The 15,217-nt window shown below is 44.8% G+C and carries 12 protein-coding genes and 1 pseudogene; 10 read left to right on the top strand and 3 right to left on the bottom strand.

Annotated elements, in window-relative coordinates; genetic code table 11:
- Positions 1-205 precede the first annotated feature (205 nt).
- Positions 206-337: pseudogene (locus NDI42_RS21570) on the top strand (IS110 family transposase); the annotation flags it as partial.
- 221 nt (positions 338-558) lie between these two features.
- Here the strand turns inward: NDI42_RS21570 and NDI42_RS21575 are convergent.
- A complete protein-coding gene (locus tag NDI42_RS21575) occupies positions 559-1,920 on the bottom strand; it encodes an NAD(P)/FAD-dependent oxidoreductase (RefSeq protein WP_190459424.1) in 1,362 nt (453 codons plus the stop codon).
- A gap of 164 nt (positions 1,921-2,084) precedes the next feature.
- Complete coding sequence (locus tag NDI42_RS21580) at positions 2,085-2,207, bottom strand: hypothetical protein (RefSeq protein WP_277873914.1); 123 nt, start codon at positions 2,205-2,207, stop codon at positions 2,085-2,087.
- Here NDI42_RS21580 and NDI42_RS21585 point away from each other — a divergent pair.
- The 3 genes from NDI42_RS21585 to NDI42_RS21595 all read left to right on the top strand — a co-directional run bounded on the left by NDI42_RS21585 (position 2,198) and on the right by NDI42_RS21595 (position 4,909).
- On the top strand, positions 2,198-2,695 hold the full coding sequence (locus tag NDI42_RS21585; protein WP_190459427.1) for a DUF29 domain-containing protein: 498 nt from the start codon (positions 2,198-2,200) through the stop codon (positions 2,693-2,695). The two genes, NDI42_RS21580 and NDI42_RS21585, sit on opposite strands and share 10 nt — an antisense overlap.
- A 275-nt stretch (positions 2,696-2,970) precedes the next feature.
- On the top strand, positions 2,971-3,609 hold the full coding sequence (locus NDI42_RS21590; protein ID WP_190459429.1) for a Uma2 family endonuclease: 639 nt from the start codon (positions 2,971-2,973) through the stop codon (positions 3,607-3,609).
- A gap of 175 nt (positions 3,610-3,784) precedes the next feature.
- On the top strand, positions 3,785-4,909 hold the full coding sequence (locus NDI42_RS21595) for an ankyrin repeat domain-containing protein (protein WP_190459431.1): 1,125 nt from the start codon (positions 3,785-3,787) through the stop codon (positions 4,907-4,909).
- Positions 4,910-5,203: 294 nt separating this feature from the next.
- Here the strand turns inward: NDI42_RS21595 and NDI42_RS21600 are convergent, their stop codons facing one another.
- Positions 5,204-5,956, bottom strand: coding sequence for a Uma2 family endonuclease (locus NDI42_RS21600; protein WP_190459468.1), 753 nt, complete (start codon positions 5,954-5,956; stop codon positions 5,204-5,206).
- A gap of 270 nt (positions 5,957-6,226) precedes the next feature.
- Between NDI42_RS21600 and NDI42_RS21605 the strand changes: the two genes are divergently transcribed.
- The 6 genes from NDI42_RS21605 (at position 6,227) to NDI42_RS21630 (ending at position 15,195) form a co-directional block, all read left to right on the top strand.
- Entirely contained in the window at positions 6,227-8,050 is a 1,824-nt protein-coding gene (locus NDI42_RS21605) for an aspartate kinase (RefSeq protein ID WP_190459433.1), read from the top strand.
- Positions 8,051-8,362: 312 nt separating this feature from the next.
- Positions 8,363-11,308, top strand: a complete 2,946-nt coding sequence (locus NDI42_RS21610) for a CHAT domain-containing protein (RefSeq protein ID WP_190459434.1) — start codon at positions 8,363-8,365, stop codon at positions 11,306-11,308.
- Positions 11,309-11,470: 162 nt separating this feature from the next.
- Positions 11,471-11,878: a hypothetical protein gene (locus NDI42_RS21615; protein ID WP_190459436.1), complete on the top strand. Its 408-nt coding sequence runs from the start codon at positions 11,471-11,473 to the stop codon at positions 11,876-11,878.
- Positions 11,879-12,089: 211 nt separating this feature from the next.
- The gene (locus NDI42_RS21620; RefSeq protein ID WP_190459438.1) at positions 12,090-13,469 is read left to right on the top strand and encodes a hypothetical protein; all 1,380 of its coding nucleotides are present in this window, start codon (positions 12,090-12,092) and stop codon (positions 13,467-13,469) included.
- Positions 13,470-13,552: 83 nt separating this feature from the next.
- Positions 13,553-14,269, top strand: a complete 717-nt coding sequence (locus NDI42_RS21625; RefSeq protein WP_190459440.1) for a Uma2 family endonuclease — start codon at positions 13,553-13,555, stop codon at positions 14,267-14,269.
- Positions 14,266-15,195, top strand: coding sequence for an RluA family pseudouridine synthase (locus NDI42_RS21630; protein ID WP_190459441.1), 930 nt, complete (start codon positions 14,266-14,268; stop codon positions 15,193-15,195). Before NDI42_RS21625 ends, NDI42_RS21630 begins: the two co-directional genes overlap by 4 nt.
- The last annotated feature ends 22 nt before the right edge of the window (positions 15,196-15,217 follow it).

The raw sequence follows: 15,217 nt of genomic DNA on the forward strand, positions 1-15,217 counted from the left end.
GCACTTCTGATATATCAACTTGACGCGGGCGACCACCTGGTGAAAGCTTCTGGAATGAGGTCACTAAGCAATTCATACTGAGCGCAAGTTAAGTTACTGGGATAAGCTTTACTCATGTGGCTCTCTCGGTGCTGCGTGTTTTGCTATTGGCAGCTTACACTGAGAGAGTTTTTTTACTGCCTAACCCACTTTTCAAACATCCTCTAATAGTGCTCGTGCCCTGGTTCGAGCGACTTTTTATATGGGTGCTGTTGTTGCCATGCGTTATAATCCGGCGATTAAAGCTTTTTACGAGCGCTTAGTATCTCGTGGTAAGCCGAAAAAACTGACCGCTACAATTATGCTTAAGTAAACGGTATTGCTTTAAAAAGCAAAGGTACAAGAAAGAAGCCCAGGCTTGACGAATAAAATTCGCGACTACACAGAATCTTATCCACTGCAGCTTGGGTCGAAAAGTCGTCGCCGGTGGACGATAGTTTATACAGCCGTGATTACGAACATCGCCGGGTGTTTTTTCTCTCTTGTACCTCTGCGCTAACATGAGCGTACCGAGAGCGTTTAAACTTCCACCGCTTCTTTGCTTTTCACTGGCGCATAAAAATCACCGTTAGCGTCAACCGCTATTCTTCCACTTGATTCTTCACCAGTAATCAAACGTGCGCCGCGTTTCTTCGTCCAATAGTTCCAGCCCCACTGGAGCAGCACTATCAGTTTGTTGTCAAATTCAATGAGATAATAAATGTGGATAAATACCCAAATTAGCCAAGCTATTACACCAGAGAATTTCACAAAACCAAGGTCTGCAACCGCTGCATTACGTCCAATAACTGCTAAACTTCCTCGGTCAATGTACTGGAACGGTAGCATACTGTAACCAGCAAGTTGCTGTTTAATTAGGTTGGCGACATACTCGCCTTGCTGCATCGCTACAGGCGCTACACCGGGTAATGGTTTCCCGGTTTGATGAGTATAATTCGCTAAGTCCCCAATAACAAAAATATTGGGATGTCCTGCTAGACTCAGGTCAGCTTCAACGATTACTCGCCCCGAACGGTCGAGTTGAGCGCCTGCGCGTTCTGCTAAAACTTTTCCCATCGCCGAAGCTTTGACCCCAGCAGCCCATAAAATTGTTCTAGCAGGAATTTCTTCGACTGTATCTCCTTGTTTTGTGGTGACAATATTATTGTCAATATTCGTGACTAGCGTCTTTGTTTGCACAGTTACGCCCAATTTGTTGAGGGATTTTTCGGCTTTTTCTGATAAATCTGGTGCGTAGGGTGGCAAAATGCGATCCATTCCTTCGAGCAACAAAACTTTCGCTTCTGCGGTGTCGATGTTGCGGAAATCTTTTTTGAGGGTGCTGAAGGCTAATTCTGCGATCGCTCCCGCTAATTCTACTCCTGTTGGCCCACCACCAACGATCACAAATGTCAACCAGGCACGCCGTTTTTCCGGATCGGTTTCTTTCTCCGCCGCTTCAAACGCCATAAAAATGCGCCGCCGCATTTCCAGCGCATTTTCAATAGTTTTCAACCCAGGCGCTACCGTTTCCCAGTGATCATTTCCAAAATAGAAATGACTTACACCTGTAGCAACAATCAGAGTATCGTAATTTAATTCTTCCCCACTCAGGAATATTTTTCCCTGTTCTGGATCGATATCCTTCACTTCTCCCATAATCACTTTAGTATTCTCGTTTTCACTGACTACAGCGCGGAGAGGGGAGGAAATATCAGCGGGGGAAAGTGTACCCGTGGCGACTTGATAAAGGAGTGGTTGAAATAGATGAAAGTTGCGTTTATCGATTAGCGTCACATTGACAGGAGCGCGACCAAGTGCTTTGGCTGCATATAGTCCGCCAAAACCGCCACCGACAATAACTACATTGTGAGGAGACTGATTTTCCACTGGTTTTACCATAAAATTGACATCCTTTGTTTTATGTTGCCCGTGGCTGTCGTTGAACAAACATTTCTTTACCAACTGACGAGGTTTTCGTTACAGATGTTCATATTACCTTAGTGTGCCTAGTTTAAAGCAAGCGTAGCGGCGGCTACAGGTAGGGCTATTTAGTAAAAAAAGTATTACCGAAGAGGTAGTTGGTGGGAAGCGATCGCATGGTGAACGATAAAACGCGATCGCGCTTTTGCCAGCGGTTCTAAAATTGGGATAACGATTTCCTGGTTTTGGCGGCGCGATGCAAACACCAAAAAACCAACAGACAGCGGGAAGCCTGATGCAGAACCTCTACGAAACCGACTTCTACGCTTGGACTCAGCAACAAGCACTCCTCCTCCAACAGCAGCAATGGACTCAGCTTGACTTGCCCAATTTAATCGAGGAGATTGAATCGTTGGGAAAACAACAACGTGCAGAACTACGAAATCGCTTGAGCGTGTTAATTGGGCATTTGTTGAAATGGGAATACCAATCAGAACGACGCAGCCGTAGTTGGTTAGCAACGATTCGAGTACAACGGCGGGAGAGCCTAAAGTTGCTGAGAGATAACCCTAGTCTGAAGCCTTATCTTGATGAGGCTCTACAGGAAGCTTATGAGAACGGCAGAGATTTAGCATCAGGAGAAACCAACCTGCCGTTTTCAACCTTTCCCCAAGAATGTCCTTATACGTTAGAGGAAACTTTAAGCGAATTCTTCTATCCAGGTGAAGCTGCGACAGATGAAATGATGGAATGATCGGGAGTAAAAGAGCGCGGTAGCGCGTCAGCGCATCGTCCTTTTGACTTGCCACTCTAAAATCGGATATTCACATTGCCTGAATTACCAATTCATTTCTTACAGATAGTTTCCCAAAATTTTTCTAACATCAATTTTTATGAGTTTATAAAAGGATTAATTAGCTTTTTGATGAGACGATTCATGCTTTTTTGAGGCAAAACATTTTTGTTGTGCTGCGACACGATGGTTAGGTGCGATACAAGGATTACAGTGGAGGTGGAGGTACAAGTTCCATGTTTGCAGTTATCACACCAGAGAAAATCCAGTTACCCGCAGGCGCAGTGGTGCGGCTACCCGGCAGTTGGCAGGACTATCAAGCACTAACTCAGCAATTAGGCGATCGCTCAATTCCTCGTATCAAGTATCGACCCGGAGAGATTCTGTTAATGTCACCGCTACCCCGACACGGACGAGAAGCAAATGTAATTGCTGATGTGGTCAAAGTTTTATTGGATCACTTAGGGCGGGACTACGAGGCATTTACCCCGATTACGATGGAACTCCCAGAGATTAGCGGCATTGAACCGGACTACTGCTTCTATATCGATAACTGGGCAGCAGTTGCAGGTAAAGACCGCATCAATTGGGAAATAGAGCCATCCCCCGATTTAGTAATTGAGATAGATGTAACCAGCTATACGGATGTAAACGATTATCTGCCTTATCGAGTGCCGGAAGTTTGGTTATATAAAAAGAACCAGCTTAAGATTTACCAATTGCAGAGCGATCGCTACACGGTTGTAACCAGCAGCCGCTTTTTTCCCAATATGAATGTTTTAGAAGTCATCGCGGAATGTTTCCGAATTGCCTTTGAGCGCAATACCAGCGTTGCGATTCGGGAGTTACGGCAAAAATTAGCAAGCGAGAATTAAATTAATTTCGTGAACGCGATCGCCTGTCAGAAATAAAATAACCGTTCAACTTGGTACTGAAATCCAGGAAAAATGGCAAACCAACCTCATCCGCAGCTTGGACTGTACCTACCGAGCGATCGCTGAGAGCCAAAATAGGATGTAATTAGTTTCACGCGGTTTAAGCTAACTTATCATGAACTCCGATTCGTTATTGTCTTTTCTAAATTCTTCTGATCCAGATTTACCAGCGTGGCTGCTCTGGACAGTTCTTGGTTGGATTTTGTTCATTTTTCTGATCGATGTCCTGAGTCAACCATATGGGCGGATACACCAAGCTGCTCAAAGCGGCGAGCGTGAAACTGTCAGAAAACTCCTCAAGCGAGGCGTAAGTCCTGACTATCGCAAAAGTATTGAGGCGCGTAGTCCCACACCATTGTATGTTGCCGCTCAAAACGGTTATCTAGGCATTGTTGAACTACTAATTGAGTACGGAGCAGATATCAAGCAAGGTGTGGATGATGAAAACGATCCATTGCTCACAGCTGCAATTCAAGGTTATCAGGAGATTGTCGAGTGTTTACTAATGAATGGTGCGATCGCAGGAATCCATCTAGCAGCGTTCAATGGGGATTTAGATAGCATTCGAGCTTATTTGGAGCAAGGTGAGAACGTTGATGCTAGACGAAATGGCAAAATGACTCCTCTTCATTTAGCGGCTCTCAACGGTCAATCAGAGGTGGTGGAATTCTTGCTTACCCACCATGCGGATATTAACGCCAGGGATAGGTACGGCAAGAGGCCACTGAGCCAGGCAATGAAAAACGACTACCTCTGTGTGGCAGAACTCCTGATTCATCAAGGAGCAATCAGTGGGCAGGATTATGAAAAATCCACTTTGCTACACGCTGCTGCCAGCTACAACTGTCAACGAATCGCCCAGTGGTTGATTGCTCAGGGCAATGATGTTAATGCCCGTAGTGCTAACGGTGATACTCCGCTCCATACAGCCGCGGCAGTAGGTAGCGCGAAGGTTGCCGAGGTACTTATCCAGAATGGCGCACACCTTGATTCATGGGGATCTCTGGGAGATACACCGCTACATAAAGCTGTGCGATGGCACAAGTTGGATGTTGTGGAACTTCTAATCCGCAGTGGAGCAGACATTAGCAGTCGAAGCCGTTCAGGGGGTTCTCCGCTCTATCATGCACGCTGCGGTTCTTTGGATGTCATAAGTCCCAATCCAGAGATGCGGCGAGAGATTGAGGCCTTACTGAAGCGTCATGGTGCAGTTTGGCATGAGCCTTACCTTAATGATTAAGCGCAATCGTCCATCGACTTTAGGCTATACCATTTCACTTTATGTCTGTAATAAATCCGTCTATTGCTCCATTTTTTAGCTCTGTTGGGGGAGCGTAAATGTGGCATTAAAACAGTGATATTAGGCTGAAGCATGAAACCTACTCCATCCTCCTTTACTCTCAAAGTAAGTACCTGGTGGCACTCTTGTTCATAATTACGATTCTTAAACATATCGCAACTACTCCTATCCCTTTGTTGAAAAGTGAGGAGAAAATTATTACCGCTATCGAACAAGTGCGATCGCTAATAGGGGCTAAAAGCAATTCTCTGGTAACTCACCAAAGCGTTTCCGATACTTAGTTAACAAAGATTCCATCTCTGCTATTCTTTGTTGCTCTTGCTCTAGCTGGGATTGTGCCATTTCAAGCCGTTGCTGCAACCGCGAAATTACTTCTTCCGGTACTGGATATCTGTTACCTTGCTCGTCGTACCAATATAACCAATCTCGCTGCCATTGTTCGCAAATACCAACTTCCCGACCAATTCCTAAACCTATTTCTGGCATCCACACAGGTTCTCCTGGTTGACGCACATATTCCCCTTCTATTAACTGATAAACCTCCAAAGGTTCATGCCTGTCGCGTCGCCAATGGTCAGGATTATAAATAACATAATACAACACTCCCATTCGAGCATAATCGGTCATTTTTTGACCGTATTCTTCACCATAAGTTTGAGAGACAAATTCTAATACCAAAATCGGGACAATGTTGTTTTCTTCTGCGAGAACGTAACTTAATCTTCCCAGTTGACCCTTAAGCCGTTCTACTCCCAAACTCAAGAAAGCATCTGGTACAATTGGCGTTCTCCGAATTTGTCCGGTTCTGTCGTAAATGCCCATATCAACGCCCATAAACCAGTCATTGCGAGTTGCCCAAATTAATGCCAAAACTGCTTTGAGCAAGTTGGGAATGATATTTTGTAATTCATTGTCCACCGGGGTATCGTCAGAGTCGGGTAGTTCTGCACTCGTAGGGAGATTATCTAACGGGTTGTAGTCTAGCATAGGACTGGAGTGTGACATTCACTGTCTGGATCTTAGCTTTGCTAGGGAGGAGTAAGCGATCGCATCTCTCCTAAGCTCCACCAACAGGCAGATACACCCAACAGCAAATACCCAACAGAATGTAAAGTCAGCCTGTTTTTCCCCAGGTATTCTGGTAACTTTAATAAGTTAATTAATTTCCTAGTATTAGCCTGCTTAGGCAGGCTTAGTTTGTTATAGCCGCGACTTTAGTCGTTAGGCAGATTTCCAGGCAGGATTGGTGAGAGAATTATGGCGCTAATAGTCCAAAAATACGGCGGAACTTCAGTAGGATCGGTTGAACGCATTCAAACAGTCGCACAGCGCGTTCACAAAACAGTCCAGATGGGCAACTCGTTAGTTGTCGTAGTTTCCGCGATGGGTAAAACTACTGATGGACTGGTAAAATTAGCTACCGAGATATCCACTAACCCCAGTCGCCGGGAAATGGATATGCTGCTCTCTACAGGCGAACAAGTTACCATCGCCTTGCTGAGTATGGCATTGCAGGAATTGGGACAACCAGCAATTTCTCTCACGGGCGCACAGGTAGGAATTGTTACCGAAGCTGAACATACCCGCGCCCGGATTCTGCACATTCAGACAGAGCGTATGGAACGTCACCTAGACGCGGGTAAAGTAGTTGTGGTGGCTGGTTTCCAAGGCATCAGCAGCATAGAAGATTTGGAAATTACCACCTTGGGACGCGGCGGATCTGATACTTCAGCGGTGGCACTGGCGGCAGCTTTACGAGCAAGCTGTTGCGAAATATACACGGATGTACCAGGAATTTTTACCACAGATCCCCGACTGGTGCCAGAAGCACAACTGATGGACGAGATTACCTGCGATGAAATGCTGGAATTAGCCAGCTTGGGTGCAAAAGTGCTGCATCCCCGCGCTGTGGAGATTGCGCGGAATTACGGCGTGGAGTTGGTGGTGCGTTCCAGCTGGACAGATGACCCCGGTACGCGAGTGATTTCCCCGACACCCAAGCCGCGATCGCTACAAGATTTAGAAATTGCCCTACCAGTAGACGGGGTAGAATTTGATACCGACCAGGCGAAGATAGCGCTGTTGCGCGTGCCGGATCGTCCTGGCGTGGCGGCGCGGTTATTTGGTGAAATTGCCCATCAAGCCTTAGACATCGACTTAATTATTCAGTCAATACACGAAGGCAATACCAACGATATTGCCTTTACTGTCAGCAAAAACGTCATCAATCGGGCGGAAGCAGTAGCAGCAGCGATCGCGCCCGCCCTCCGTACCCAAAACAGCCCAGAACAGGGAGAAGCAGAGGTGATGGTGGCGCGGCACATCGCCAAAGTCTCCATTGCTGGTGCGGGGATGATCGGTCGTCCGGGTGTGGCGGCGCAGATGTTTGCCACTCTCTCTACTGCGGGGATCAACATCCAGATGATTTCCACCTCGGAGGTGAAAGTTAGTTGCGTAGTTGATGCGGATGATTGCGATCGCGCTATTTCCCTGCTTTGCCAAACTTTCGAGGTAGATAGTTCCCCAGTCAGACCTAGTGGGCATTCACAACACACAAACACACCAGAATCTTCTCCTCCGGTGCGCGGTGTCGCCCTAGATTTCAACCAAGCACGTCTAGCGATTCGCCACGTTCCAGATCGTCCGGGAATGGCGGCGCAAGTGTTTGAATTATTAGCCCAAAAAAATATCAGCGTGGATATGATTATTCAATCGCAACGCTGTCGGGTAATTAATGGCATCGCCACCCGTGATATTGCTTTCACTGTCGCCCAAGCGGATGCACAAGAAGCGCAAAAAGCACTCTTATCAATCGCACCTTCATTAGGTTGCGGTGAAGTTGCAGTGGATACTGCGATCGCTAAAGTTAGTATTGTTGGTTCCGGAATGGTGGGACAACCTGGGATCGCCGCCAAAATGTTTGAATCCCTATCCCAGCACCAAATAAATATTCAGATGATTACTACATCTGAAATCAAAATTAGCTGCGTTGTTGCCCAAGATCAAGGTGTTCTTGCCTTACAAGCAATTCACACTGCCTTTGGGCTTGCAGGTACTCAGAAAATCCAAGTTCCCGCATAAAATCTAGCTAATTTTGTTAATTAATAAAGGCGATCGCATTCTCTCCCCTCTTCCTTGGCGTTCTTCCTTTTTCGCAGTTCATAATAACCCACTCCCATCCTCTTAGCCCCCCTTAAAAAGGGGGGTTGGGGGGATCGTCTTTCCCCCACTCCCATCCTCTTAGCCCCCCTTAAAAAGGGGGGTTGGGGGGATCGTCTTTCCCCCGCTCCCACCCTCTTAGCCCCCCTTTTCAAGGGGGGTTGGGGGATCGTCTTTCCCATTTTCCCCATCCCTGCGTCAAACTGATAAATAGCAACGTCGAACTTGAAGCAGATGACACAGAACCCCAGCCGAAAAACCCTGCTAGAGCAAGCACACAACAAACTAGATCGCGGGGAATACGAAGCAACATTAAAACTATTTCAGCAAGCAATATTACTGGAACTGCAAAACCCCAAAGCATGGTATGGGTGTGGTTTAGCTTACTATCGATTAAAGGATTATAAAAAGTCAGTTGAATTTCTCGATCGTGCTTTGCTTCTTCAGCCTGACTACATTTTGGCGTTGGCTAGCCGTGGTTTGGCTTATCAAGAATTGCAGCAGAATGAGGAGGCGATCGCAGACTTTGAAAAAGCTATTAAAATTGACCCCCAAGATTGTGAAGATTGGCGCGGTAGAGGGCTTGCGTTAGATGAATCGAAACGCTATGAAGAAGCGATCGCATCTTACGACAAAGCGATTGAAATTAAACCTGACTATCACTCAGCTTGGTACAACCGGGGAGTTGTGCTGAATAGCGTAGAGAAATTTGAGGAAGCGATCGCATCTTACGACAAAGCGATTGAAATTAAACCTGACTATCACTCAGCTTGGTTCAACCGGGGATATGTGCTGCGTAACTTAGAGAAATTTGAGGAAGCGATCGCATCTTACGACAAAGCGATTGAAATTAAACCTGACTATCACTCAGCTTGGTTCAACCGGGGATATGTGCTGCGTAACTTAGAGAAATTTGAGGAAGCGATCGCATCTTACGACAAAGCGATTGAAATTAAACCTGACTATCACCAAGCTTGGGACAACCGGGGACTTGCGCTGGGTGAATTAGGGAAATTTGAAGAAGCGATCACATCTTACGACAAAGCGATTGAAATTAAACCTGACTATCACCAAGCTTGGGACAACCGGGGACTTGCGCTGGGTGAATTAGGGAAATTTGAAGAAGCGATCGCATCTTACGACAAAGCGATTGAATTTAAACCTGACCTTCACGAAGCTTGGTTCAACCGGGGACTTGCGCTGCGTTACTTAGGGAAATTTGAAGAAGCGATCGCATCTTACGACAAAGCGATTGAATTTAAACCTGACCTTCACGAAGCTTGGAACAACCGGGGACTTGCGCTGGATAGCTTAGGGAAATTTGAAGAAGAGATCGCATCTTACGACAAAGCGATTGAATTTAAACCTGACCTTCACGAAGCTTGGAACAACCGGGGAAATGCGCTGTATCGTTTAGGGAAATTTGAACAAGTGATCGCATCTTACGACAAAGCGATTGAATTTAAACCTGACCTTCACGAAGCTTGGAACAACCGGGGAGTTGCGCTGGATGAGTTAGATAAATTTGAAAAAGCGATCGCATCTTACGACAAAGCGATTGAATTTAAACCTGACTTTCACGAAGCTTGGAACAACTGGGACTTATTAGTAAAAACGCAGCAAAACCCTTTTCCTTACTGGCTGACGGCTAAAGAAACTTGTACCAAAGCACTAGAACAGCTAAGATTTGAACAGTTTCCCTTGAGACATCTGACAGTATTGCAATACTTGTTGAAAATTTGTAGTTACTTGGGTGATACAGAGACATTCAATCAACAATTAGAAAAAGGAAGACAGCAGCTTGATGAATTACTGCGACAGTGCAAATTTGAAACCCAAAAAATCAACCTTGAGCGCCAATTTGCCGCCTTCGCCCAATTGCGAGTAGATATCCTCGCCCAGTCGCCAGAAAAGCACCAACAAATAGCAGCTTTAGAGATAGCAGAAAAACGCAAGAATACTTGTTTATCTTGGCTACGCGAAGGTTGGGATTATGATGTTCCCAGCCCCAGCTACCAGCAAATGCAACAATTATTGAATCCTAAAACTGCTGTCATTTACTGGCACATCAGCCCACTGACGATTACTACATTTATCCTCATAGACAATCAAGATTTGGAGGTTATCACTCAGAAAATCGATGAATTTGAAACTTGGTTTAATGAATGGAAAAGCGATTATCAAACCTACCGCAACACGCCCCAGACTCCTGCTACTAAAGCAGAGTCACCCTGGCGCACTCAAATATATTCCCGACTGGAAAATTTACGTGAAATTCTTGATATTAAGCAAATAGCCGCTAAGCTACCGCCCTTGGTTAACAAATTAATTCTAATTCCTCACCGCGACTTACATTTATTACCCCTACATTACCTATTTTCCGGCCGCAGTATCGCCTATTTACCCAGTTTACAAATAGGGCTACACTTGCAACAAAGAGGAGCATATCCCAAACCCACTAACATTTTAAATGTAGAAAACCCGCGCCGCGACTTGCCTTTTGCTACTATTCAAAATTTAGCTATTTCCCAGCTACATCCCCAGTGCGAATCACTAGAGATTCCGCCTCTTACCAGAGACGAAATCATTCAGAAACTAGCAGGTGATAGTGACACCTTCAATTTTACCGGACATGGCTACCACGATATAGAACAGCCGCAAAATTCAGCTCTGCTTTTAGCAGATACAGACAAGTTAACTCTAGAGGATATCTTCAGCAAAAGTAATAATTTAGACTTTAGTAAATACAGTTTAATTTGCCTCTGTGCTTGCGAATCTGGTATCGCCAGTCAACAAAACCTAATTGATGAATATGTCGGTTTGGTCAGTGCTTTCCTGGCAAAACGTGCCAGTTGCGTTGTCAGCACTCTCTGGAACGTTGACGAGCAATCCACAGCTTTGCTAATGATTCAATTCTACACCTTCATCGCAGCCGGAGAAACCCCCGCGATCGCCCTAAAAAAAGCTCAAAATTGGCTGCGTAACCTCTCTTATCCAGATTTAGCTCAGTGGTATCTCAATCTTGCCAAAGAACTAGCAGAACATCATCCGGCTGATAGCAAATTATTAAAAGGTTTCGCTGCTAAAATCCAACGCGACCAGGAGAAAATGAGGACATCTCAGCCACCTTTTGAAGAGCCTTATCACTGGGCTGGTTTCATTCTCACTGGTAAAATATAGAGAGAGTAGGCCCATATTCCTGTTGCGGTCGATGCTCCACAAACAAAGCCTATCTACGCAGGCTTTATATTAGCCCGCATAGGCGAACTTCGTTTGTTCGCTCTTGACTTTAGTCGTCGGGCATTTTTGCGTTTTTCAAACTTATTTTTACCCGCATAAATTATGACAGTTAACCTCAAATATTCGCAAGCGATCGCCGTTTACGCCTTTCTCCAAGCTTTAGCCGAACAAACAGAGGCTTTACCATCCGATTTACAAAAGAAAATTAATCAAGTAGGTGAAACCTTTGAATCTGACACCGAAACAGCAGTAAATTCCCTCTTGGAACTAGCTAAACATAAGCGTCTGACTACAGTCTACGAAAAAGTCTATCAGGATACCCTGAATAAGTACGAACCTAAAGAAATGAATAGGTATGACTCACCCAACAAGCAAAATCAACCCGATGCAACTCCCGCCGAAGGATTAAGTAATATTGCAGTTAATATTTTTAAAGATTCCAACCCTGTAGAAAAATCGAAAGAGAAAAAGCCAGAAATAACAGTCGTAGCAGACTTATATTTTCATTAGATAACGTAAAGCGTAAGTTGGGTTAATAAACGGATGTTGTTAGCGAAGTCGGAACCTAGCCCCCTAGCCCCCTTCCCTATTAGGGAAGGGGGAACCGGAAGCTATCCCATGAGGCGGAGAAGTTATATGAGGAAGAAAGCCAACAACGTCAGGAAACTTACCTAACTTATAAATTTCCAAATAACGGTATTAGCAACATAATATTATTTAGATGACAAACTTAGAGTATCCCACCCTCGATTTATTTATCTATAACCTAAGAGAAGATTTAGGTGAAGATGAAGCGGAAATCCGCGAACCATATAAGGATTACTGGACAAAATTACTTAATGTCGAAGGACATTTTAAAAACGATAAACAACCAGATGATCGTATTGATTATGATAAAAAGCTTGACAATTATGCCGCTGATGGTTCTTATATCCGTGCAAATTTAGGCGATACAAACTGTTTGCGATTTAGCTGTTCTGTTGATGGTAAATACACCGACTCTGAACTTGAGCCTATTATTACTAAAATTAAAGAATCAGCAATTTTACCTGAATTTGCAACGGCTATTACTAAAACTGACGAAAGAATAGACCCCGTTATCCTTTCCAAAGAAGGCTTTTTAGGACAAACTTGGATGATTTCTGGATGGGTAGATTCATCCACAGATATAAATCAAGATTTAGCACATAAAGCCTACAAATCTCTAATAGGTAAAGACTATCAATATAAAGAAGAAGGAAACTTTCTTGGCGGTAAAGTCCTTGAACTATGGCGCGGTGTACAGAAATGGGAAGCGATAGAAAATAACAGTCATGTCTTAATTATTTTCTATCCCGATGAAGCAACCTTTGCTAAAGCTGCCGGATATTACAATGCGTGGCGATACCTATTTTACTGTCGCCATAAAATCCTTTGGGCTTATGCACAGGGAAGGGAACTAAAATCAAGGCTGTTAAATAAATTTAATCAACCATTTCCCAACTTTAGCAATCTATCTCAACGTTCGCTAAAGCAACTCAAAAACGACTTACAAACAAATATCAATAACCTATCTTCTTATGTCCGGGAGATTAATTATCTGGAAATTCAACAACATACCATTGAAGTTAATTTGCTAAACTACGAAAAACAATGCGAACAATTTTTAAACAATGAAAAATTTTTACAAGAATTTAGCAAAATTGCAACTAAAAAATATAAAGCTCAGTTAGAAAAAGATGCTGTCAGCCTGCGACCTGGAGTAAGTGTTTTAGAAAACGTCACAAATACGATTCGCGGCATAGTAGAGATTGAACAAGCAGAACGCGATCGCAACTTCCAAAATTTCGTCGGATTAGCAGGCGTAGGCATAGGAACAGCCTCAATAGCTGCATCCACAGTTTCCCCATTTGTCGAAGGAATTACACAGCAACCATTCAAAAAAACTGATGGTACGCTATCACCTAAAAATGCCGCATTATTCAATATTACCACCTCTGCCAGCATCAGCATAGGTATCGGGTTTCTATGTATTCTAGTGACGCTATTAGCAATTTGGGTTTTTAAGCGGTCGCGTATTGTCTCACAAGCCAAATCTCATCGCCAACCCCCTAACAAATAACTCTGAAGTGGCCTGATTTATAAAGTGCGATCACCCTTCAAAAAAGGTACACTTCAAAACATACCAACAACAAAGGGAAAGTTATGGTTACACAGCCGCAATCTCTTCTCAAAGAAGAAATTATCTATCCCGACAGCGACGGACAGCCAATATCAGATAATACCAAGCAGTTTCGCTACATTGTCACCACTCAGGGGGGATTAGATGCGTTATTCCAAAATGATCCTAATGTCTTCGTTGCTGGCGACTTACTTTGGTATCCCATTCAAGGCGACAACAAGACCAGAATAGCTCCAGATGTTATGGTGGTTTTTGGAAGACAAAAAGGCGATCGCGGCTCTTATCAGCAGTGGCGAGAAGATAATATTCCTCCGCAAGTAGTGTTTGAAATACTATCTCCAGGCAATACTGCAAAGGAGATGATTAAGAAATACAAATTTTATGAACGCTATAGAGTGGAAGAATACTATTTATATGACCCAAATAGCGGTGAATTGACAGGCTGGCTACGCTCTGGGGAGGAATTAGAAGAGATTGAGGAAATGTTAGGTTGGGTAAGTCCGCGATTGGGAATAAGATTTGAGCTATCTGACACCGAACTCGTTCTTTATTATCCTGATGGACAGCAGTTTGGTACTTATGTAGAACTAGCTCAGCAACGAGAAATTGACCGACAACGAGCCGAAGCAGCTGAAGCTAGAGCCGAAGAAGCTGAAGCTAGAGCCGAAGAAGCCCAAACCCAGTTACAAGCTTTACGTGCTTTACTTCAAGAAAGAGGAATTGATCCAACGCAACTGTGACAGAAATTAATTTAGAAGTTCAAGAAACCAATACCCGTATCGACCGCTATCTTTCTCAAGAATTATCAGATTTATCGCGATCGCGCATCCAAAAGCTGATCGAAGAAGGCAACGTGCAGATTAACGATACTGTCTGCACTTCTAAAAAAGCAGCTGTGCAAGCAGGCGATCGCATCTCCCTAGCTATCCCAGAAGCTATTCCCCTCGACCTCGAAGCAGAAGCTATCCCCCTGGATATTCTTTACGAAGACGATTCCCTGATTATTATCAACAAACCTGCTGGTTTAGTTGTTCACCCCTCCGCCGGACACGAAGCCGGAACTCTGGTCAACGCCCTTTTATCCCATTGTCCCCTCGCGGAAATTGGTGGCGTGCAGCGTCCGGGAATTGTCCACCGTCTCGATAAAGATACCACCGGGGCGATGGTTGTTGCCAAAACCGACCAAGCGCACCAACATCTGCAAGCGCAACTGAAAGCTAAAACTGCACGTCGGGAATATTTAGGCGTTGCCTATGGTTCCCCGCGCACCGAAAGCGGCACCATTGACCAACCCATCGGTCGTCATCTGGTAGACCGCAAGAAAATGGCTGTCATCCCAGAAGAGAAGGGAGGACGACCTTCAGTGACTCACTGGCGGGTGCAGGAACGCCTGGGAAACTACACTTTGATGCTTTTCCAACTGGAGACTGGTCGCACCCACCAAATTCGCGTTCACAGCGCCTATATCGGTCATCCCATCGTTGGCGATCGCGTTTACAGTTCTGGTCATTCAGTGGGAGTTAATTTACCTGGTCAAGCACTGCACGCTTGGCGACTCAGGTTGGAACATCCCCTATCAGGGGATTTAGTAGAGGTGACTGCCCCTTTGCCTGACAGCTTCACTACTCTGCTGGAAGTTCTCCGACGGCGAACTTCCTCTTTCTAAAGAAAAATCTATTGCAAAGGTA

Source organism: Funiculus sociatus GB2-C1 (assembly GCF_039962115.1).
Lineage (GTDB): Bacteria > Cyanobacteriota > Cyanobacteriia > Cyanobacteriales > FACHB-T130 > Funiculus > Funiculus sociatus.

Excerpts from the sequence above, each read along its gene's own strand:
- NDI42_RS21600 (WP_190459468.1), bottom strand. The coding sequence starts at position 5,956 with ATGCTAGACTACAACCCGTTAGATAATCTCCCTACGAGTGCAGAACTA.
- NDI42_RS21605 (WP_190459433.1), top strand. The coding sequence starts at position 6,227 with ATGGCGCTAATAGTCCAAAAATACGGCGGAACTTCAGTAGGATCGGTT.
- NDI42_RS21575 (WP_190459424.1), bottom strand. The coding sequence starts at position 1,920 with ATGGTAAAACCAGTGGAAAATCAGTCTCCTCACAATGTAGTTATTGTC.
- NDI42_RS21625 (WP_190459440.1), top strand. The coding sequence starts at position 13,553 with ATGGTTACACAGCCGCAATCTCTTCTCAAAGAAGAAATTATCTATCCC.
- NDI42_RS21590 (WP_190459429.1), top strand. The coding sequence starts at position 2,971 with ATGTTTGCAGTTATCACACCAGAGAAAATCCAGTTACCCGCAGGCGCA.
- NDI42_RS21595 (WP_190459431.1), top strand. The coding sequence starts at position 3,785 with ATGAACTCCGATTCGTTATTGTCTTTTCTAAATTCTTCTGATCCAGAT.
- NDI42_RS21620 (WP_190459438.1), top strand. The coding sequence starts at position 12,090 with ATGACAAACTTAGAGTATCCCACCCTCGATTTATTTATCTATAACCTA.
- NDI42_RS21585 (WP_190459427.1), top strand. The coding sequence starts at position 2,198 with ATGCAAACACCAAAAAACCAACAGACAGCGGGAAGCCTGATGCAGAAC.
- NDI42_RS21610 (WP_190459434.1), top strand. The coding sequence starts at position 8,363 with ATGACACAGAACCCCAGCCGAAAAACCCTGCTAGAGCAAGCACACAAC.
- NDI42_RS21615 (WP_190459436.1), top strand. The coding sequence starts at position 11,471 with ATGACAGTTAACCTCAAATATTCGCAAGCGATCGCCGTTTACGCCTTT.